General features: G+C 44.7%; 25 protein-coding genes. 17 read left to right on the top strand and 8 right to left on the bottom strand.

Annotated elements, in window-relative coordinates; all coding sequences use genetic code 11:
- Window positions 1-25 precede the first annotated feature (25 nt).
- The gene (locus EO93_RS01515) at window positions 26-511 is read left to right on the top strand and encodes a multiprotein bridging factor aMBF1 (RefSeq protein WP_048160799.1); all 486 of its coding nucleotides are present in this window, start codon (window positions 26-28) and stop codon (window positions 509-511) included.
- 188 nt (window positions 512-699) lie between these two features.
- Here the strand turns inward: EO93_RS01515 and EO93_RS01510 are convergent, their stop codons facing one another.
- On the bottom strand, window positions 700-1,542 hold the full coding sequence (locus tag EO93_RS01510; RefSeq protein ID WP_048131537.1) for a TatD family hydrolase: 843 nt from the start codon (window positions 1,540-1,542) through the stop codon (window positions 700-702).
- Between the two features lie 523 nt (window positions 1,543-2,065).
- Here EO93_RS01510 and EO93_RS01505 point away from each other — a divergent pair.
- On the top strand, window positions 2,066-3,094 hold the full coding sequence (locus tag EO93_RS01505; protein ID WP_048160797.1) for an isocitrate/isopropylmalate dehydrogenase family protein: 1,029 nt from the start codon (window positions 2,066-2,068) through the stop codon (window positions 3,092-3,094).
- Between the two features lie 223 nt (window positions 3,095-3,317).
- Here EO93_RS01505 and EO93_RS01500 read toward each other — a convergent pair whose 3' ends face one another.
- Entirely contained in the window at window positions 3,318-4,640 is a 1,323-nt protein-coding gene (locus EO93_RS01500) for an isopropylmalate synthase (protein ID WP_048160795.1), read from the bottom strand.
- Between the two features lie 797 nt (window positions 4,641-5,437).
- Between EO93_RS01500 and cbiT the strand changes: the two genes are divergently transcribed.
- The 8 genes from cbiT to EO93_RS17150 all read left to right on the top strand — a co-directional run bounded on the left by cbiT (window position 5,438) and on the right by EO93_RS17150 (window position 10,255).
- Window positions 5,438-5,992, top strand: a complete 555-nt coding sequence (gene cbiT, locus EO93_RS01495; RefSeq protein ID WP_048131534.1) for a precorrin-6Y C5,15-methyltransferase (decarboxylating) subunit CbiT — start codon at window positions 5,438-5,440, stop codon at window positions 5,990-5,992.
- A 78-nt stretch (window positions 5,993-6,070) separates the two neighbouring features.
- Complete coding sequence (locus EO93_RS01490; protein WP_048131533.1) at window positions 6,071-6,679, top strand: cobalt-factor II C(20)-methyltransferase; 609 nt, start codon at window positions 6,071-6,073, stop codon at window positions 6,677-6,679.
- A gap of 115 nt (window positions 6,680-6,794) precedes the next feature.
- Complete coding sequence (locus EO93_RS01485) at window positions 6,795-7,523, top strand: cobalt-precorrin-4/precorrin-4 C(11)-methyltransferase (RefSeq protein ID WP_048131532.1); 729 nt, start codon at window positions 6,795-6,797, stop codon at window positions 7,521-7,523.
- Window positions 7,524-7,603: 80 nt separating this feature from the next.
- Window positions 7,604-8,062, top strand: a complete 459-nt coding sequence (locus tag EO93_RS01480) for a cobalamin biosynthesis protein CbiG (RefSeq protein ID WP_235282814.1) — start codon at window positions 7,604-7,606, stop codon at window positions 8,060-8,062.
- A gap of 66 nt (window positions 8,063-8,128) precedes the next feature.
- Window positions 8,129-8,482: a cobalamin biosynthesis protein gene (locus EO93_RS01475; protein WP_048131530.1), complete on the top strand. Its 354-nt coding sequence runs from the start codon at window positions 8,129-8,131 to the stop codon at window positions 8,480-8,482.
- Entirely contained in the window at window positions 8,451-9,251 is an 801-nt protein-coding gene (gene cobJ, locus EO93_RS01470) for a precorrin-3B C(17)-methyltransferase (protein WP_048160793.1), read from the top strand. Before EO93_RS01475 ends, cobJ begins: the two co-directional genes overlap by 32 nt.
- The gene (locus EO93_RS01465; RefSeq protein WP_048160791.1) at window positions 9,241-9,972 is read left to right on the top strand and encodes a precorrin-8X methylmutase; all 732 of its coding nucleotides are present in this window, start codon (window positions 9,241-9,243) and stop codon (window positions 9,970-9,972) included. Before cobJ ends, EO93_RS01465 begins: the two co-directional genes overlap by 11 nt.
- Before the next feature lie 145 nt (window positions 9,973-10,117).
- The gene (locus tag EO93_RS17150) at window positions 10,118-10,255 is read left to right on the top strand and encodes a hypothetical protein (RefSeq protein ID WP_200898068.1); all 138 of its coding nucleotides are present in this window, start codon (window positions 10,118-10,120) and stop codon (window positions 10,253-10,255) included.
- An 85-nt stretch (window positions 10,256-10,340) separates the two neighbouring features.
- On the opposite strand, the gene EO93_RS01460 is transcribed toward EO93_RS17150, so the two are convergent.
- From EO93_RS01460 to EO93_RS01445, 4 genes are all read right to left on the bottom strand, one after another.
- On the bottom strand, window positions 10,341-10,991 hold the full coding sequence (locus EO93_RS01460) for a cytochrome c biogenesis CcdA family protein (protein WP_048160789.1): 651 nt from the start codon (window positions 10,989-10,991) through the stop codon (window positions 10,341-10,343).
- Window positions 10,992-11,161: 170 nt separating this feature from the next.
- Complete coding sequence (locus tag EO93_RS01455; protein WP_048160787.1) at window positions 11,162-11,665, bottom strand: co-chaperone YbbN; 504 nt, start codon at window positions 11,663-11,665, stop codon at window positions 11,162-11,164.
- A gap of 404 nt (window positions 11,666-12,069) precedes the next feature.
- The gene (locus tag EO93_RS01450; protein ID WP_048160785.1) at window positions 12,070-12,912 is read right to left on the bottom strand and encodes an Mrp/NBP35 family ATP-binding protein; all 843 of its coding nucleotides are present in this window, start codon (window positions 12,910-12,912) and stop codon (window positions 12,070-12,072) included.
- A gap of 61 nt (window positions 12,913-12,973) precedes the next feature.
- The gene (locus EO93_RS01445) at window positions 12,974-13,312 is read right to left on the bottom strand and encodes a DUF134 domain-containing protein (RefSeq protein WP_048160783.1); all 339 of its coding nucleotides are present in this window, start codon (window positions 13,310-13,312) and stop codon (window positions 12,974-12,976) included.
- Window positions 13,313-13,527: 215 nt separating this feature from the next.
- On the opposite strand from EO93_RS01445, the gene EO93_RS01440 reads away from it, so the two are divergent.
- The 7 genes from EO93_RS01440 (at window position 13,528) to EO93_RS01410 (ending at window position 18,419) form a co-directional block, all read left to right on the top strand.
- Window positions 13,528-13,899 carry a NifB/NifX family molybdenum-iron cluster-binding protein gene (locus EO93_RS01440; protein WP_048131522.1) on the top strand — a complete coding sequence of 124 codons (372 nt, stop codon included), beginning with the start codon at window positions 13,528-13,530 and terminating at the stop codon, window positions 13,897-13,899.
- Between the two features lie 220 nt (window positions 13,900-14,119).
- The gene (locus EO93_RS01435; RefSeq protein WP_048131521.1) at window positions 14,120-14,485 is read left to right on the top strand and encodes a NifB/NifX family molybdenum-iron cluster-binding protein; all 366 of its coding nucleotides are present in this window, start codon (window positions 14,120-14,122) and stop codon (window positions 14,483-14,485) included.
- A gap of 44 nt (window positions 14,486-14,529) precedes the next feature.
- Window positions 14,530-15,387, top strand: coding sequence for an ATP-binding protein (locus EO93_RS01430; protein WP_048160782.1), 858 nt, complete (start codon window positions 14,530-14,532; stop codon window positions 15,385-15,387).
- Window positions 15,384-16,328: an ATP-binding protein gene (locus EO93_RS01425; protein WP_048160781.1), complete on the top strand. Its 945-nt coding sequence runs from the start codon at window positions 15,384-15,386 to the stop codon at window positions 16,326-16,328. The genes EO93_RS01430 and EO93_RS01425 overlap by 4 nt, the downstream gene beginning before the upstream one ends.
- 165 nt (window positions 16,329-16,493) lie before the next feature.
- On the top strand, window positions 16,494-17,192 hold the full coding sequence (locus EO93_RS01420) for a DUF169 domain-containing protein (protein WP_048160780.1): 699 nt from the start codon (window positions 16,494-16,496) through the stop codon (window positions 17,190-17,192).
- A gap of 221 nt (window positions 17,193-17,413) precedes the next feature.
- Entirely contained in the window at window positions 17,414-17,914 is a 501-nt protein-coding gene (locus EO93_RS01415) for a DUF1847 domain-containing protein (protein ID WP_235284069.1), read from the top strand.
- Window positions 17,915-17,966: 52 nt separating this feature from the next.
- Entirely contained in the window at window positions 17,967-18,419 is a 453-nt protein-coding gene (locus EO93_RS01410; RefSeq protein WP_048160778.1) for a DUF1284 domain-containing protein, read from the top strand.
- A 111-nt stretch (window positions 18,420-18,530) separates the two neighbouring features.
- On the opposite strand, the gene hdrB is transcribed toward EO93_RS01410, so the two are convergent.
- Both hdrB and hdrC read right to left on the bottom strand, forming a co-directional pair.
- Complete coding sequence (gene hdrB, locus EO93_RS01405; RefSeq protein WP_048160777.1) at window positions 18,531-19,433, bottom strand: CoB--CoM heterodisulfide reductase subunit B; 903 nt, start codon at window positions 19,431-19,433, stop codon at window positions 18,531-18,533.
- 14 nt (window positions 19,434-19,447) lie between these two features.
- Window positions 19,448-19,933, bottom strand: a complete 486-nt coding sequence (hdrC, locus tag EO93_RS01400; RefSeq protein ID WP_048160776.1) for a CoB--CoM heterodisulfide reductase subunit C — start codon at window positions 19,931-19,933, stop codon at window positions 19,448-19,450.
- Between the last annotated feature and the right edge of the window lie 578 nt (window positions 19,934-20,511).

Genomic DNA, 20,511 nt, shown 5'->3' with positions numbered 1-20,511 from the left:
ATATAGCGTTTTCGAAGTGATCAATATGCAGTGCGAAATATGTGGTGCAGAGATCCGTGAAAAGCCTATATCCGTTACAATTGATAACAGCGAACTCCAGGTCTGCCCGAAATGTGCACCGTACGGTAAACCCGTTGATAAACGGACGCCCGTATCAAGGAAAGTCTCTCCGGTAGTTCGTACGGTATCACGAACTGAAAAGAGGCCAAAGAAGGATTTCTTCGATATTTTAAAAGATGAACTTCTGGACAACTACGATCAGATTATCCGAGACGCCAGAGACGCCAAAGGCTGGTCTCTTGAAGATCTGGCTGAAAACATCAAGGAAAAAGCATCCCTGATCAGAAAGATAGAGCGAAGCGAAATAGTACCCGAAGAATCTGTTAGAAAGAAACTGGAACATGCCCTTAATATCAAACTCACCGAACGCACGGATGCCGCAGGGCAGGAAGTCTCTCACATGAGGAAAGATACTACTCTTGGCGACATAGTAAAAATTAAGCGCAAATAAGTGTGGGTTTTAACTGTAAAGGTTTTAATTGAGGTTTTTTTTCCAGCAGTAACAATCGTTTCCGGCAGGTTTTTCCTTCCGGAAACAATTCTAATGGAGAGATTTTTCATTCTAATAGGTTTTCCTTTAAGCTTCTTGTAATTGTTTTGTCCTCTGCTTTTTTACCCGTCTTAATCTTCGGAGTCGTGTTAAAGCTCGATCTCTATATCATAAACCTTTTCAGGATTTTCCTTATGAATGGTCCAGAAAGGTTCTTCCCCATGCGTTTCAATTAGTTTCATGGTCCTTTTCGGGATCGTCTTCGGGCCAAGTACCGCACCCGGCCTGTCAGGGTCATCAATATAATCAGTCTCCATCATAAAGCGAGTCCCTTCTTCAAGCGCCTGCTCGATTGCTCCTTTAACCGATATGACCCCTGGAAAAATCCCAAGTTCTTCACACGTATTTACAAGGGGAGGAGAGTAATGTTTGACTACCCTGTACATTTTTATTCCGGTTTTTTTTGCCCTCTCTGCTATATCCTCAAGTTCGGGCTTTCCCACGCTTTCCGTATGGAGCTGGACTGCGCAGTCCTGTTCTTTTCCTAGAGAAAATGCGTGTTCCATTATCTCATTCGAGGCTGCCCATATCTCTGGGGGTACGGGATAGTGTGGGCGTCCTGATTTTATTCCAACCGCAAGACCTCTTTCCACATATCCGGCAGCAATCTCAAGGCCTTTTTTCATGGTTTCCGTAGCTTCTGATAGTTCCATGTATTCCGTAAGCTTTGAGATCTCAGCAGGGTGGACCCCTAGAACCGGAAAAGCACCAACTCCAATCTCGCGGATTTTTGATGCGATTTCCACGGTTTCGTCAAAGACCGCAAGATAATCCTCAGGTTTCCTGACCGCAATTCCAAGGGACCAGCTGGGTTTGGCGACCAGGATTATATGCGTCCCGCCTGATCTCTGAAACTCTTTTACGGCTTCAAGCCCTCTGGCTCTTGGGTCTATATGCATATGGTTGTCGGTAATCGGAATTTTTGCAGGCATGTTTATTCCTCGAAAATGTCCTGAAAACTCTCTTCAAAACTCTCTTCAAACTCTCTTCAAACTCTCTTCAAACTCTCTATTCAGTAGCCTGAATTCTAAATCTCTGGAATTTTTATGAAGGGCTTTCTGGATTGTAATACTATAATCTGAATACTAATTGAGCTCTTTGTTGTTTTGTGCGGGTCTCATCATAAAAACCAATGAGGCCGTGAATTGAGAATCATCCCATCCATAGAGAATGACGAAGAGCCACTAATATGTGCAGGCAACGGTTTAATTTGAACACTGTACCTATCTTTGTAGGGCACGAGGACAGGATTATATTCTGTGGACCCGTATCTATTTTCTGGATGCATTATTCTATAGTACTATTATATTATTACCCAAAAGTTGAAATATGAGCCTTACGTTGAGTACGCGGCGAGACTCAATTATTCTTCCCAAATTCTTCAAAAGTTTCCCCTTTTTAACTTTTCAATCGCTACGGTTCTTTTAACACGAACCTTATAGATCTGGTGATAACATGACTAAAACCGCAGCAGTAATCAAAGGTGACGGGGTAGGCCCCGAACTTGTGGACGCAATGCTTAAAGTTGCAGAATCCGCTGGTACTGATATCGAATTCGTGATGTGTGAGGCAGGAGCAGGCTGGTGGGAGCAGCATGGCGGCAATTCCCTTATCCCTGATGAGACCTGGCAGACCCTTGACAGCTCTGATGCCTGTTTCAAGGGCCCTACCACAACTCCCGGAGGAATCGGTTCTCCGAGAAGTGTGGCTGTATCCATCAGGAGAAAGTACGACCTCTATGCAAATGTCAGGCCAATAAAGACCTTCCCGAACTCAAGTGCACCTCTCGGGGATGTCGAGATGGTCTGTGTGCGTGAAGGAACGGAAGGGCTTTACATCGGAGAGGAAATCCAGCTCACAGACGATGTTTCCATTGCAATCAGGAAAATTACCCGCACGGCATCCAGCAAGATTGCCCGCTATGCCTTTGAGGACGCTAAAAGGAGAGGTTACGACACTGTTGTGCCTATCCATAAAAGCAATATCCTGAAATTAACCTGCGGCTCTTTCTTAGAAGAAGTCGAAAAGGTTTCAAAGGACTACCCGAACATTGAGGTCTGGCCCTATCATATTGATAACATTGCCCAGCAGCTTATCAAGAATCCCCAGATCTTCAACAAAAAGGTCCTCCTTTCCACCAACCTCTTCATGGACGTTATCAGTGAAGAATGTTCAGCCCTTGTTGGCAGTATCGGGCTCATTTATTCTGCAAATATTGGGGACAATTTTGCAATGTTTGAACCGGCTCACGGCTCAGCCCCTAAGTATGCAGGTCAGGATAAAGTAAACCCTGTTGCAACGGTGCTTGCAGGAGCCTGGATGCTGGACTACCTTGGTGAAAAGGAGAAGTCAGAAGCCATCTTCAAAGCCACTGAGCGCGTAATCTCCGAAGGCAAGTATGTGACCTATGACCTTGGAGGCAGTGCAAAACTCAGTCAGATGACAGATGAGATTGCAAAATACACAGCAGAAATCCTGAAATAAGGATCTTGAGCATCTGAAAAATGAGACTCTGAATGCAACCGAAGCAAAATAAATGATGAAGGCTGATATAAGGTTTAATAAAACTGATCTAAGATCTGAAGAACCTTATACCACTTTATCTAATTCTTTTTCGTTTGCTTTCTTTTTGTCTTTTATTGACTCTTTGTCCTTCGGTTTCTGATTTTTTTCTGTTATCCCGTATCTTCTGCTCTCTTTCGCGACTTTAATCCTTTTCTTCTTCCGGTTCCTGGATTTTTCCTTTGCTTTTTAATTTTCCTCCGCCCATATGTGCAGGGTCACAGATTGGCTGGTAGAGGAAGTATTTCTCAACGTAAGCAAGGAGCTCTTCATCTGAGATACAGGAGACTCTTTCTTCTTTATCGTAGAGTTTCTGGATTTCGGTCTGGATCTTAAGCAGTCTCCTGTCATTTTTTTCGACTATGGTTTCGACATCAAGGAGGTTGTTTAAAGTTTCCTGGATCTTGTGGCGTATTACCTCAAGGCCCGAAGAGTCACCTATGAGGAGAAGCCTGGTGCCTCCTACCAGTTCAGGGGGGTAGGGTTCATAGTTGAAGGGATTCTTCAGGACCCCTGCGGCATGAATTCCTGATTCGTGGGCAAAGATATTTTTCCCGACAACAGCTTTGTTTCTGGGGACTCTGAGCCCGAGTTCTTTTTCCATAAACTCTGCAAAACGGGTAATAGGTTCAAGATTATATTTATCAAAACCTTCAACTCTGTCTGCCAGGAAGAGCAGGATTTTTTCCATCTCGCTGTTTCCTGCACGTTCTCCTATGCCCAGGAAGGTTACACTTGTCCAGTTGGCCCCATGCCAGAAACCTGTAATTGAACTTGCTGCCCCGAATCCGTAATCATCGTGGATATGAGTTTCTATATTCTTGACCCCAATCTCTTTTTTGAGGTGCTGGATAATTTTCGGAATTCCGTAAGGTTCATCAATATTCATGAACGGCATCCCATATCCAACGGTATCGCAAACTCTTATTATGCAGTTAGGGTCGATCTCCATAATCTTTTTTACCAGAGGGAAAACAAAACCGTAGTTGTCAGCTCTCGTCATATCTTCCAGATGAGCCCTTGTACGAAGCCCGTGGTCCACTGCATACTGAAGGGCATCCAGATATTTCTCTTCAGCCTCCTCCCTCCCTGAAAGCCTCATCTTTGAATGAATGTGCGTATCCGAGACAGACATCAAAATCCCGGTCTCTTCAAGTCCATCTACTTCCAGAATTTTGTCAATGTCAGCTCTTGAAGCCCTTGCCCATCCTGTGATTTCAGGACACTCATATCCCCTGTCGAACATAAGTTCAACAGCATCTCTGTCTCTTTTATTGAATACAAAGGCTTCAAGTTTCTCAATCCCTATCTCGTGCAGGTATTCATAGATTTGAACTTTGTGTTCTCTGCTCAAGACTATTCCCGGCATCTGGGAGCCGTCGCGAATAGTGCTGTCACTTATGAATATCTCGTTTCCATAAGGCAGCTTTAGCTTGGGCAGATCTTCATATGATTCGTAAATTTTCATCTATTATCCTCCTTTCTTTCAGGTGGCAGAGCCCTGCATCGAGAGAGCGGGCTTACACTGCGGGGGTTTTTCCTGTCAAAAAGATGCTGTTATGTATACAGAGTAAAAAATCAGATATTAACCCGAAGACGTTCCGCTTCTTGTTTAAAAAACATTTTATTCGGGGAATACCTATCGTTTTTTCTTAAAAGGGCGTTTTAACTTTTCCTCAAAGAGGCACTTTATCAGGAGTACCGGAAACTTAACTATCATGTGTTGTTATAGTTAAAATCTCTTTCTTTCAAAATTACTACATGTATTCTTAAATTTATACAATAAAAATATTTTGGACGTTCTCTACATTGCAGGAAATTTTCGTTCTCTCACTTCTTTTCAAAACCTTTTTACCCAGTCTTTGAAGAATACCCGCTTAAAAAGAATACTCAGTTCATTTTCGAAGAATTCCTGTTTAAGTTTTTGAAGACTCATTTTTTAAGGTACGGCTCAAAACCAGTACAAACTTTTCTATATGTTTTTTCTGATTCTTTTTGGGCTTCATTAAAGTTTACTTTCCTTTACTGCCCTTCTTGCCGATAATAAGGTATATCTACAGCAAGTTATATTTATAATCGGGTAAATCTGAAACATCTAATTTATGAAAGTCTTTCTATATGCATCTGCATATGGTTTGCACCTGACAAAAATAGTATATTGAAGGCTCGAACTATCACATCAAGATTTAATATAATTTTCAAATTATATCGCCATATATTTAATTCATATTCAATATATTTGCTTTACTTTTCCCGAGGTAGAACATGTCCGAAATAGTAAGTGTTAGCGGCGGTCCGACTAAACCGGAAATAATTGCAGTTTCCCTTTCCAAACTCGGACTGCAGGATGGGGATCGGTTTGCAGATGTAGGCTGCGGTACGGGTTCGGTCTCTATTGAAGCAGCCCGGATTACCCGGAACCTGACTATCTATGCAATCGATGCACGTAAAGAAGCTCTCTTTGCTACGGAAGCGAACTTTAAGAATTTCAAGATCGAAAATGCCAGGATCTTAGCCGGTGAAGCCTCGGATCTCCTTGGCTCTGGGGGGTCTATCGATTCAATTGACTGCGCTTTTGTTGGTGGAACTAAAAACATTGACACCGTACTTGAGAAGCTTGTTGAAAAAAAAGCCCGCAGCATTGTGGTAAACGCAGTTCGCATTGAAACCGTTGTCAGAACGATCGAGGCTATGAAGAGACTGGGGATTTTTGATGAGGTAGTCCACGTTGCAGTCTCGAGAAGTGCCCCGATTGCCGGAGAGACTATGTTCAAACCCGAAAACCCGGTATACATAGTTGTCGGAAAAAAGCAAGCCTGAAAATTATCCTTTAATCCCCATCAGTTTAATGAAATCACGTTTTACATTTACCTATTAAAAAAACTATGGAGCTATAATATGTTAATAGGAGTAGGACTTGGTCCCGGAGACTCTGAGCTTCTGACCCTGAAAGCAGTGGATGTTTTGAAAAACAGTGATAAGGTATATGTTCCAGGACGCCTGGCAAAAGACCTTGTAGCCCCTTATGCGGATGCCGAAATCCTTGAGTTTCCCATGATAAGGGATATCGAAGTCCTGAACGCCCTCTGGAAAGAAAATGCAGACCGGGTAGCAGAAGAGTCAAGAAAAGGGACAGTAGCTTTCGGGCTTATAGGTGACCCGAACTTTTTCTCTACTTTCACCCACCTGAAAAAGGTCATGAACAGGCACTACCCGGATGTTGAGACTGCAACAGTGCCGGGAATAAGTTCAATCACGTCTTTTGCTGCAAGGACTAATGTAGCAGTTGAGAGTTCCTTTGAGGTAAGTGACGGTTCTGAAATCGGGTATAAGATCCACCTTAAAGCCACACAGCCTAGAAAGATTATGGAACAGCTCGAAACTGAAGGGTACAGAGAGTTTATTTTTGCAGAGAGGCTCTTTTCGGATAATGAACTGATTATCAGTAAGAAAGAAGATATCCCGGAAAAAGGGAACTATTTCAGTATCATTTACGGAAAGAAATGAATCCACTAAAATGAAACTTTTAATGATCGTTATACAACTTTGAGTATCGGCATACGAGTTTGAATTTCAGCATATAACTTTGAACCAGTTACAGAAAAGCAAAGGGAATGGTCAGATGGAAAGAAAAGTATATTTTGTAGGGGCAGGCCCTGGAAACCCCAAACTGATTACCGTATTGGGGCGTGAGATGCTTGAAAAAGCGGATCTTGTTATATACGCGGGTTCCCTGGTAAACCCCGAAGTCCTTAACTACACGAAGGGAGAGAAAGTAGATAGTTACGGGCTTACCCTTGATGAAACCACGAAACTAATTGCCGATGCCGTGGATGCAGGAAAGTTCGTGGTACGCCTTCACAGCGGAGACCCCTCTCTTTACGGGTCTGTTATAGAGCAGATGGAAGAGTTGAGAAAATACAATATCGGAGTCGAAAGGGTAGCAGGCGTCTCGTCTGTCTTTGCAAGCGCAGCCGCTCTGGGCACCCAGCTTACTCTCAACGGTGTTTCCGATACTCTTATCATCACCCGCCCTGCGGGAAAAACCCTGGAAAAAGACCTTATTCCCGAGCTTTCTGCCTATAATACCACCATGGCAATTTTCCTTGGTACCCAGAAGATCAGGGAAATTATGGAAAAAGTCCGCTGCCCGAAAGATACGCCTGTTGCAGTTGTCTTCCATGCATCCTGGGAGGATGAAGAAGTCATCACAGGGACTGTAGAAGATATTGCAGATAAGGTTAAAGATGCAGGGATCAAGCGCTCGGCAATGATAATTATCGGTGGGGTTGTTGACCCTAAAAACTACAGGAGGTCCTACCTATACGGAGTGGCCCAGGAACCGTTGTAATTACCTTTGAAAGGAACAGGGAAATTGCATCACGGATAGCAGAGCATCTTGAAGCCGACCTTCTTCTCTATGAAAAAGGCGTGTTCAGGAAAGCCTTTGAAAACTACGGGGCAATCGTTGCAGTCTTTGCTACAGGCATTGTAGTGAGGGATATTGCCCCTCTTCTCGATAATAAGTGGTCGGACCCTGCAGTGGTCGTTGTGGACTCAAACCTGAATTTCGCAATTCCCCTCCTTGGAGGGCATCACGGGGCAAACGAGATTTCCCGGAAGATTGCGGAATTGGGTGCAGTTCCTGTGCTCACCACAGCTACTGAGGTTCACGGTAAACCCTCTGTTGAGGGAATTGCTGATAGGTTTGGCTGCGAGATCTTTAATAAAGAGTCCACAATCGCTGTAAACTGTGCACTCCTTGACCAGCAGGTAGAGGTGCTTGAGGTTAAGGGGCCCAGGATTGTTATTGTGGACGAGGATGTTTCCGTGCTTGTGAGAAATAAACAAGCTGCTGAAGTAAAGGACGGCAGTGCCGGAAACAGCTAACAATTTACGCTAATAGCTGACTAAATTACGAAACTGCATGAAAAAGCAGTGGATAAAAGATTACTGATGATTATCGGAATCGGAACCCGCAGGGGCATAACAAAAGAAGAAGTCATTGACGCCGTAAAACAGGCGCTTGATGAGTGCAGCCTGAGTCTCAAAGAGATCACGGGCTTTGCCTCTGCGAAACTTAAAGAAAATGAACAGGGGCTGCTGGAAGCAGGAGAATTGCTCAGTATTCCGGTTAAGTTTTTGCCGGACGAAGTGCTGAACAGCTACAACCCTCCGTCCTCATCCCAGGCTTCGCGCTTTGGGTTAAAAGGGGTTGCAGAGCCTGCAGCTCTTGCTCTCTCGGAAAAACACGAATTGATTTTCAGGAAGAAAGTCTATGGCAGAGTCACAATCGCAATCGCAAGATAAGGCATCCGGCGGAAAACTCTACGTTGTAGGGATCGGACCGGGCTCCGTGGAACAGCTGACCCTCAAAGCCCGGGACGTAATCCTCAATGCTGATTATATTCTCGGGAACAGTACCTACCTGGACCAGATGGAAAGTCTTCTCGGTACTCAGGAGGTAATTCGAAGTTTTATGGGAAAAGAGGTTGAAAGAGCCCGAAAAGCCGTGGAACTTGCAAAAACCGCAAACGTGGTCATGCTCAGCGGGGGCGACACCAACGTCTACGGCATGGCAGGCATCGTGATGGAGGTCGCTGAACACGAGAACCTTGACGTGGACATCGAAATCCTGCCCGGGGTCACAGCAATCCTTGCCGGGGCAAGCATTCTCGGTGCACCCGTGGTGACGGACTTTGCGGTGATCAGTTTAAGCGATCTCTTAACTCCCTGGGAAGTCATCGAAAAGCGGCTTCATATGGCTGCAGACGCTGATTTCGTGATAGGGCTCTACAACCCAAAGAGCCGCAAGAGACAGTCCAACTTTGCAAGGGCAATCGAAATCATCCGCAAGTACAAGGCCGATTCCGTGCCTGTGGGGCTTGTCAAGAATGCCATGAGAGGCGAAGGGGAGGACCAGATCGTGACAACCCTCGGGGAAGTCATGGCATCTGAGGACTGGGTGGACATGAGCACAGTCATTCTCGTAGGCAACGGAGATTCCCGGACCTGGAAGTCTCCGAAAAAGGATCTCATCATAACACCCAGGGGGTATCATAAGAAATATGACTACTGAAAAAAGCAGTGAAGGGAAAGCAGGGGCTCTCGAAAACCTCGAAGAGTTTACCGAGCTTACAGTGGAAGTAGACCCCGAACTTGTGGGCATTTGCAGGGACTCCGGCGCAAGGACTGAAGAGGCCAAAGCCATCTATATGAAAAGCCGGACAATGATCCAGGAAATCGTCGGGAATAACACCCCCGAAGACCGTTTCCGTCAGCGCTGCGTTATTGCCACCGGAGACCTCTCCGTTGCAGACATCATGCGCTTTAACAATGACCCCATCCCTGCCGGGGTTGAAGCAATTAAAAAAGGTGCCCCTATCTTTGTGGATATCAATATGGTAAAAGCCGGGATCACAAAAGCCGGGCACAAATCCGAAATCATCTGCGTGCTTGACGAAGACCGGGACGCTGCAATCGCTAATAAGTACGGGATAACCAGGACTTCGGCAGGTTTCCTTGCTGCCAGAGACAGGCTGGACGGAAGCATTATCGCAATCGGAAATGCGCCTTCTGCCCTCATCATGGTCTGCAAGCTGATCGAAAAAGGCGTGAGGCCTGCTCTTATAATCGGGCTTCCTGTTGGTTTTGTAAACGCAGCCGAATCCAGGGAAATGGTCAGGGACCTGAAAATCCCCATCCCCTCAATCAGCTGTGTCGGGACCAGGGGAGGGACTCCGATGGCAGTTGCCTGCGTAAACGAGCTCGTAGCAATCGCAAGGGAAAGTGAAGAATAACACTTTCTACTTTCTTTTTTTCCTTTTATCTCAGCTCATTTTTTGTTTTCTCGCCGGCTTTTTAGTTCCTGCTTGCCTTACATGATCTCGCCCTTTAAGTCTACAGTTTCACCGGGAATAAAGAGAGTATTAATTTAAGGTAACGATGGATAAACAGATTACAAACACAGTTACAATGGAGATTCCGCATAGTCACTCCTTAGTCGACATAAGATTGTACAGTAAGGACTATGAGTCAGGTGAAATTGTCCCTATTTCCATGGACACTGAAGCAATCGCATGAGAAGAAACAGGTCTAATTTACTGTTTCCTTTCCAAATTTGTGTTTCAAATTGTGTTTGAAATGTACGCATTCTGTTTACGAAAACTTAAAGTAACCACCTTAAGTGGTTCTGGTAGACCATCGAGAACCCTACAAGGATAAGCACTATTCCGGCTCCCTTTTTGAAGGCTACGTCATACTTTGATATGAGCTTTATTTTCGAAGTGGAGAGGTGAGCTGAGTATGCGAGTAGTAGCATGGGTACCGCAAACCCTGCAGAATAAATGGAAAGGGTTAGTGCACCGGTAGCAGCGTTTCCTTCCAGGGCTACCATGGTCAGGATTGAGGCAAGGATCGGTCCCACACAGGGGATCCAGAGCACTCCGAGGGAAAGCCCTAACAGAAAGCCAGAGATCGGTCCTTCGTCTTTCATTCCTGCAAGAAGGGGGAATCTTGCAAAGGCGTTAAACAGGCTTATATCAAAGAGTATTGCAAGACCCATTGTGATAATAAGAATCTCTGCAAGGATTTTCAGCTGCCCTATGTACGCCTGAAAAGCTGCTCCGAAACTGGAGGTCACAACTCCCATGAGGGTAAAGGATATCGATACTCCAAGTACTATAGCAAGGGGTCTTAACTTTCCTTTTCCTGTTGAGCTTGCAAGGACTGCAGGAAGAAGGGGGAGGATGCATGGGGACAGGACGCTGAGTACTCCTGCGCCAAATGCAGCTAGAGGGGAAATCGCTTCATAATACATGGTCTGGTTCGCTGTTTTTCAGTTCGGTTTTTTATTTTAGTTTTTTACTTTAGTTTTTTATAATACTGCTTTTTTATCCGGAAATCTATTTTCAGTCCAAACTCCGTCGAAAGCCTGAATTTTCAGCCGATGCAGGATGTTTGAAGCCGTTTTTCCGGGCAGGTCACTTTTTATTCTGCATTTACGTTCTCATAGTAAAGAATAGCCCTGTCAAGGAGCTCTTCGTACACCTGCTTTTCTCCAAGTCCCATAACTCTTGCCTGGAATCTGTCTGTGGTAACGTTTCCATCTTCCTGCATGTAAACATATTCTCCGTTTTCAATGCCTACGACTACAAAGGAATCCGGGATATAAGCTATTCTGAAATATGCTGCTAGGTGAGGGCTCTGATCTATATCTGCAGACATGACCATGGCTCTTCCTCCGTATTCTGCAGCCAGCTCGCTCAGGATGGGTTTCATCTGCCGACACGGTCCGCATCTCTCAGATCCAATTTTCAATAAAACCGGGCCTTCCTGAATGGATGTATTTATCTGTTCCAGATCGGTTATTTCTACAACAACACTTTTCTCCTGGATTTCCTGAGTACTTGTGGAGTTGTCCGGGTTTTCAGTACAGCCTGCCGTAAAAAGCACAGCTGTAAGCAGGATTAGTAATATAATTAATTTATTCATGTTCTCAACATTGGTTGTTCTTTTTATAGTTCATTAGGCTTTCTGTATTGATAATTCTCTCTTATCACAAATAATTTTATTTCTACTGATTCTGAAAGCCTGAATTCTGCAATAGAATTATCCATAACACTCAAATAATTAACCGTAAACTACGGTACGAATTATCTGTAAATACCTATATGTGAATATCTATCTGCGGACCACTCGATTAAAGGGATTCGATAGGATAAATATCAATAACTATATTAGATTCCTGTGGCAGGAATGGAATCCAAAATCCGGGAAATACATTATATAAACAAAAAAATAAAAAGAAAAATAAAAAGGATCTATTCCGATAAAGGAATGCAATTCCGATAAAGAAACTTAATAATTATGAATTGTGTAAACCTTTTTACTCTGCCTTACTTTTCCTCAAGGATTTTTTCTACTGCATTCACGACATTTTCGAAATTCTTCTGCCACTCCGTGCTGTGTTTAAGCTGGTCCTGAACGATCGTACCCTTGTCTTCCATTTCTGCGATTTTGGGCTCTATAGGAAGTCTGGCAAGGACAGGGACATTAAAGTCTTCTGCGGCTTTTTCAACGCCTCCACTTCCGAATACATCTATAGGCTTATTGCAGTGAGGGCAGATAAGCCCATGCATATTGTCCACAAGCCCTATTATAGGTACATTTAGTTTTTCCGAGAATGTGATTGATTTCCGAACACTGATAAGGGCTACATCCTGAGGGGTTGTAACAAGCACGGAACCGTCACAGTTGGGGATAAGCTGGGCTACACTCAGGGGTTCATCTCCCGTTCCCGGCGGAAGGTCGATAAGCAGAAAGTCAAGCTCCCCCCAGTAAACTTCTTCCAGGAACTGCTTGATTGCTCCCATTTTGGCAGGTCCCCTCCAGATTATAGGTGAGTCTTTGTTTTCGAGCAGGAAACCAATAGACATTATTGAGAGGTTGGGAAGCACCTGAATTGGGATAATTCCTTCTTCATTTACTTCAGGTCTTGCGGACTCCAGCCCGAAGATAGTAGGGACAGTCGGACCGTGGATATCACAGTCAAGAAGACCGACCCTGTGTCCGCGGAGGGCAAGCCCGACAGCGAGATTTGCGGCAACCGTACTTTTTCCTACTCCGCCTTTCCCGCTCATTACCATTATCTTGCGTTTGATGCGCCTGAGGCTGACTACGATTTTTGGCTCCTCGGGCTTTTTCGATAAGCTTTCCAGTGATTGAACCTTATCTTTCATTTTTTATCGCCTGTGTAAAAATTCCGCATTTTTCAGTTTTTCCCCGTTTCAAATCTCTCTTTTACGCGTCAACATCATCTCTAATGTCAGTACCCTCAGCCCTGATATAGTTACCGCCTTTTATCTCAATCGCTTTTCCTGTGCTGAGGGCGAGTGCTACTTTCATTCTGGCGGCTTTCAGGTCTTCCCAGAACGCTCTTCTTGATATCCCTACCCTGGTGGCTGCGTCCTCCTGTCTAAGGTCTTCAACATCCACAAGCCTCAGGGCTTCAAGTTCTTCTACTGTGAGGGATACCACTTCAAGATCCGAAAGTGGAACCCCCCTGGGCTTGAAATATGTGACATCAGGGGTTTGCTCAACGCGCCTCGGGCATTTTGGTCTTCCTCTGCATTTTTTCATAGGTTACTTATGTACATTGTTGAATAAATATATAACAATTTCTCTTTTCAAATAGAAAACTATAAATATTTACACTCATATGGGTGAAATTGTACTTTCTATATCTCTGACTTCTCTGCGTTTGTGCGGGGCTGATATGCCTCCACTTTATTCGAAAAATCTACAGAGAAATGTATGGTTTGAGAGTCAGCGGATTTTATATTGGAGCATAAAATATGAAAATCTGCATAAGTGCCTTTGGAAAGGATCCTGATTCTGAAGTGGACCCTCAATTCGGAAGATGCAATTATTTTGTGATCATTGATCCGGAGATAGGGTCAGTAACATCAATCAAAAATCCCGGGTCCGAAGCCTCCGGTGGCGCAGGGATCCGGGCAGCAGAGGAAATTGCGAGCGCAGGGGTAGACACCCTCTTAACGGGAAGTGTGGGGCCGAACTCTTTCTCCATACTCTCCGAAGCAGGTATTGAAATCCATTCTGGAATCAGAGGTACGGTCTCCTTTGCCCTTCGAGAGTATCAATCCGGAAAGCTTTCCCTCCTTGAGAGCCCGAACGCTTCCACTCATATCGGTATGAGGAAGAGTTGAGTTAAAGGTCCAAACTAAGGACCCGTCACAGAAAAAACTATGCACATGGTTCGATTGGATGCCTTGATTTTCAAGATCATTATCACTAATTGCAAACCAACTCTGTGATAAATATACATAATTTATTTTGTGACAGTTACTAAGAACAAAATCTCATAAATAAGAAAAATTTTGTAACAATATTTTCTGTGAAATGTCTGGAAATTTAAAGGTGAGCTATATGAAAGTATGTGTACCTACAAGAGATAACAACGGCATGGAAGGAACTATAGAACAGCACTTTGGAAAGGCTCCCACTTATACTATCCTGGATACTGACAGTGGAGAAGTTTCCGTAATCCCTAATACTAGCGAGCATATGGGTGGAGTAGGCCTGCCTCCTGAGTTCCTTTATAAAAATGGGGTGAATATTATGCTTTGTTCGGGACTGGGATACAAAGCTGTCAAGATGTTTGAGTCTTATGGAATCAATGTTTTCGTGGGTGTCGAAGGTACGGTTCAGGATGCGATCGGAGCCTGGAAAGCAGGTCAGCTCCGTAGTGCCAGTGCCGAAAACACCTGTGCAGAACACGAGCACCATCACTGAGAGATGGGCTCCTCAGTTTATGTAAGGGTGAGAAGGCGCAGCTCATGAAAATTGCAATTGCAAGCGGCAAAGGCGGTACAGGGAAAACCACGGTTGCAGTAAACCTTGCTCTTGCTCTCGAAGACGTGCAGCTTTTTGACTGTGATGTGGAAGAGCCTAATTGCAACCTGTTTCTGGATTTTGAACTGGAGCCTGTAGAAGAAGTAACCTGTCTGGTTCCGGAAATTAATCCTGATAAGTGTACTCTTTGCGGGAATTGTGCTGATTTCTGTAAGTATAATGCTCTGGCTGCCCTTCCCATACAGATCATGTTCTTTCCTTCCCTCTGCCACGGCTGTGGCGGCTGCAGCCTTGTCTGTCCGGCAGGAGCCATAGAAGAAAAGCCCAGGTCTATCGGAAGGATCGAAAAAGCATCATCTTCTCAAACCTCTCTTAAATTTCTCCGCGGTATCCTGAACATAGGGGAAGCTATGGCAACGCCGGTCATCAGGTCGCTTCAGCGGCATCTCGATGAAAGCAGACCTGCAATCATTGATTCCCCTCCCGGAACGGCATGTCCAGTCCTTGCCGTCATTGGGGGTGCGGATTACTGTGTGCTTGTTACAGAGTCGACTCCATTCGGTTTCCACGATTTCCTTCTTGCCCTGGAAGCTACAAGGGCTCTTAATGTTCCTGTGGGGGTCGTTCTCAACCGTGACGGGCTTGGAGATTCAAGGGTGGAAGAGTTTTGCAGAGCTGAAGGGATTCCTATTCTGCTCCGCATTCCTAATGATAGGATGATTGCCAGGCTCTATTCAGAGGGCATTCCCTTTGTTAAGGAAATGCCTGGCTGGAAGGAAAAGTTCGAAGATATGTTCGAAACGATAAAAGCACTGGCTTGTAAAAGTACGGGGGTACAATGAGGCAGCTGGCTATAATTAGCGGAAAAGGTGGATGTGGAAAGACCACCCTTACAGCTGCCTTTTCTTCTCTTTCCGGAAATGCTGTACTTGCTGATTGTGATGTTGATGCATCCGACCTGCCTCTTATCCTTAAGCCCCAGGTACTTAAAACAGAGGATTGCCTGGGACTGGAACTTGCTTCCATTGATCTGAATCTCTGTACTGGCTGCGGCATCTGCCGGGAAACCTGCAGATTCGGAGCAGTCCTTGAAAACTTCACGATAAATCCGTATGGCTGCGAAGGTTGTGCAGTCTGTACTGTCGCCTGCCCTGAAAACGCGGTTTCCCTGATGCCGAGAGTTTCCGGGCAGGCAGTTTCCTCCATAACCCGTTTCGGGCCAATGGCTCATGCAAAACTGGGCACTGGAGAGGAAGCAAGTGGAAAACTTGTGAACCTGGTCCGAAAAAAGGCCGTAGAACTTGCAGATCGATATTCCTGCAAACTCGTTCTTATTGACGGCCCTCCCGGCACTGGCTGCCCTGTTATGGCAGCAATTACCGGAACAGACCTTGTCCTTGTGCTTAGCGAACCCACTGTTTCCGGACTCCACGACCTGAAACGGGCAATCGAACTTACTGCATATTTCAAAATCCCGACTGTTGCCTGCATTAACAAATATGATCTCAACGAGAAAAAGGGCCTTGAAATTGAGGCTTTTTGCAGGGAAGCCGGAATTCCTCTTCTTGCCCGTTTACCTTATGCGGACATAACTACAGAGGCAATGATGATGGAAGAAACCGTGATCGAATATGCTGCTCATTCCGGGGACACCGGGGCTGTAGAGTTTGCAAATATTGTACGTAACCTCTGGGCAGAGATCGAAATAAGGCTTTCAGAAACTTTCAATAACGAAATATGCCCAAAAGCTTCCGGATCAGGGAACCTTAACTTTTCGGAATAATTTTAACTTAAATGTTAGAAAGTTAAATAATATGGCAACTGTTTACTAATATTGCAGTCTGTCCTTTGAATCTTATTCATAAACAGTTGACGAAGCTGGTATTAATTCGGCAGTGAATTAAATAATTCTATAGTGAGTTCAATAAGTAGTTGGTGAGGGAATAAAATGGATTATACTCAACTTGCAGAGAAACTGGTCAAGTTCCTTGACCTCAGGTACGAACCGGTGGCAGTGAAAGTTGTTAAAAAAGGAGAGCCTATGCCCGAAGGGTATAATGAGCCCGAGAAAAACCTCAGGCACTGCCAGTCTATCATGAAAGCCAGGAAAGGGGAGTCTTTCATAATTCCTGCAGGTAAACATGCCTGCGTGGTAGGAGCCTCAAGCCTTGGGATCATTCCTTCGCCTGAAAAGGTGGCTTCAGGAGAGTTCCACCATAACCTTGGGATGTTTGATAGTGTGGAGGCAGCAGCAGGAATGATAGCAAACCGTCCCGCTTTTGAGCCCGAAAGTAGAACCGCAACTGTTGTAGGGCCTCTGAAGGATGCAAAGGTCGAGCCCGATGTAGTTATTCTTGTGGACAGGCCGGAAACCGTTTACTGGATAGTCCCGGCAAGTACCTACTATAAAGGCGGGAGGGTAAACTTTAGCAGTGCAGCTTTTCAGGCAACCTGCGCCGACACAACTATCCTGCCGACCTTGACTGGGGAAATAAATATCTCTTTAGGCTGCTTCGGGTGCAGGAAAGCTACTGACATCGAAAATGATGAAATGCTTATGGGGATTCCTTTCAATAAACTTGAAAACATTGTTAATGCCCTTGAAAAACTCTCCGAAGGTCCGTTGCCGAAAGCAAGGCAGAAATAAATCCTTGATTTTTCCATTTTTTCTTTTCTCATTGAGTTTTTTCTTTTCTCATTGAGTTTTTTCATCTATTTTACTTATCATCAATTCTACCAGTACATTTTCTGGCTCTCATAGAAATATTTATACCTGCAAAGTTTATTTATGATTATAGTATCCTATTGGTGTTAAAAATCCCTTGGAGAAAAAGTGTGCAGTGTGCGTTGTGCAGAAATAAGGAATGTTTGATAGGCAAAAACTGCTCTGTTATCAAATCGAGACTCGAGTATAGCGGCGATGATCTTAAATCGATCCAGATGGCCGCCTGGCTTGAGTCAGACTCTGCAAAAAGGACAAAATTAGAAGAAATTGCAATTTACTCAAAGAGGCTTGGGTACAGGAAGATAGGAATTGCTTTCTGTATTGAGCATGAGAGGGAAGCAAGGCTGGTTTATGATCTACTTTCAAGATATTTTGAGGTGTTTTCAGTTTGCTGCAAGGTTTGCAGCCTCGAAAAAGAAAGTCTTGGTCTCAGAAAAACCGGCAATTTGGAATTTGAAGCTGTCTGCAATCCTATAGGGCAGGCCCTCCTCCTTAACGATGATCACACTAACCTGAATATCATGCTGGGGCTCAAGACCGGCTATGATATTCTCTTTGCAGAATACTCGGAAGCCCCTTCGATAACACTTCCGCTCCTGGAATTGCCCTATCTCGGGGATTCAGAAATTGATTTTATAGAATGAATTTGTAGAAATAATTCTTTTATTTTTGTGATTTTAAGCCCTGGAGAAATGCATGTCTGAAAAATCGAAATGTAAATCTGAAACTGACTCTAAACCCGATTCCGAACTCCTGAAAATCAGGGCTCATCACCTCTGTTGTATCCAGGGATTCCAGGGATATGGATACAGCCCGGCTTTTGTTGCCAATATGCGGGCTGTGATTTCGGATCTTGAGACTCTTCCTTCCAGACTTCTCAAGCTTGTAACTGTGTGTGATGCAATCTGCGTTTCCTGTCCCAGTAAAAGGGAATGCACCATTCAGGAATCTGCTCTCTCCCGCGGGATCAGGCAAATGGACCTCGTTGTTCTGGAGAAATTAAGGATAGATGACGGAACTGTTATAAAGGCAGATGAAGCCTTCAGGCTCATAAATTCAAAACTTAACAAAGCTTCGGATATCGAAGATGTATGTGGGGCCTGCAAATGGAGGCAGAAATGCCTCTGGTATATGCAGGAAGAAAGATAAGACGGTCTGGATTAAGTTCTCGAGGGGATGTCGAGTTCCCGGCTTAAAACACTTTCTTAACCTTTTTTTCTTAAACCTCTTTTTCAAGCGTTCTGCCTGATTTCCGGTTATTTACCTCAAGCCTGCGCTGATTTCATAGATTTTTGCAAGAAATTCAATGTTCTGGACCGCATTCTGTTCTATCCCCAGCTCGTCTGGAGAAAAGCCGAGAGCAAGGCCAAGGAGCTGGGAGTAATGGAGAACGGGGATAGAGTAGTCAGTTCCGAACTTCTCATTGACTGCAAGCTGCCCTTTGTCAAACTGAAGGTGGCAGAAGGGGCATGCATTGACAATACAGTCCACTCCTGCATTCCGGATGCAGGCAAGCTTATGTTCAAGCATTTCCAGGGATTCGGCAGCATGCCCTGAACGTACGCCTCCTCCTGCTCCGCAGCACATCATTTTGTCTGTATAATCCACACTTTTTGCACCAGTGGCTTCAACCAGCTCATCAAAGAATACCGGAGCTTCCGTTTCTCCAAGGTTTCTTTCCTTTGAGGGCTTGATCAGGTGGCATCCGTAATGAAGGGCTACTTTCAGGTCAAGGGGGGTTGTGATGCAGCCCTTGAGTTTTTCAGGTCCGAATTCCCTGTACAGAAACTCGATTATGTGCCTTACCTCTGCGGTCCCCTTAAACTCCATGCCTATCTCTTTGAGGCAGGTGTTTGTGCAGGCTTTCATTTCAGGGTCTTTTTTAAGTTCTATATTCGCGTCTGCCAGGGACCCATAGCAGCCGTTGCAAACTGTCAGGACATCCCTCTCCATTTTTTCCGAGAGGGCGATGTTTCGGCTGGCAAGGGCAAGCCAGGTTGCTTTATCAAAAGACTTGAACACTCCCGGGGCAGGGCAGCAGGAGGCTCCTGGCAGGTCGGATGCATCAACTTCAAGTTTTTGCAGGCAGAGTTTTGTTGCTTTCTCAATTCCCGGGTAGCGGTTGGGTACGATACAGCCAAGAAACAGCGATAGTTTTGCCATATTTTTCTGCCTCCTTATTTTTCAGCCACAAGCTCGTCGAATTTGCAGGTTTTGAGAAGGATTTTCAGCCCTTCAAGAGCTTCCGGATATTTCTGGACGGTTTCAGGTATCGGGTCCAGCCCGAGTTCTTCCCTTTTTTTCTTTGTTTCCTCATCGAGGGGGACTGCATGTCCGCACTCAAGCACCATTTCCGAAACACGGCGGTGTTCGGGAAGCATGAAACCTTCCCTGACTGCGAGCCTCCTTAACTCAAGAATAGCATCTGTAATTGGTATTCCGCGTGGGCAGCGCTCCTGGCATGTGTAGCAGGTTGTACAGAGCCACAGGGCGTCATCTGAGAGAACAGTAGCTCTGTTCTTGCGTGCATCTCGAATTATTCTTCGGGTATTGAGCCCGGTATGCCGTCCCGAAGGACAGCTTCCTGTGCATGTGCCGCAGTGCATGCAGGAAAGTACCTCAAGTCCTGCCGCCTTTAACACTTTTAGCAATTCTTCACTCATACAGGTTCACTGTCTGGTTTTGAGTCTGGTTTTTATATTGATTCTTCCGTTTTAAAAAAGCAAATATGATCGAAAGAAACAGATCGGAGTAAAACACTGAAATCAGAGTAAGACACTGGGATCAGAGTAAGACACTGAGATCAGAGTAAGACACTGAGATCAGAGTAAGACACTGAGATCAGAGTAAAACACTGCCCTCAGGGGTAGTTGACATAAATTCCCTACTATATGTTCGTATTACTCTCATAATATTTAACCTAAACTAAATCTATTCAGGGTTAAAATCCGAGATCGAGAGATGAACCACAGTTCCTGAATACTTATTGGAGATTTTATTGAAATCAAAAATAGCGTATATCTTTTCAGGAGTGGGTGTAACTTTATTTTTAAATATCATTTTTCAGGTCCGGTTTAACGTTCATGGGCAAAGGTTATATTTTTCTATGCCCCGTAAAATCTTTGATGGTTTCTAATATATTTCTTCTTATATAAAAATCAAGTTGCCTGCCGTAAAATCCCACATCCCCATATAGGTTTCTATTCTTTCCGTGCAGCTTTTGCCCTGATATGTTCTTCCG

This window comes from Methanosarcina sp. 1.H.A.2.2, from assembly GCF_000979975.1.
Classification (GTDB): Archaea; Halobacteriota; Methanosarcinia; order Methanosarcinales; family Methanosarcinaceae; genus Methanosarcina.
This window is presented reverse-complemented; position numbering and strand designations above follow the sequence as displayed.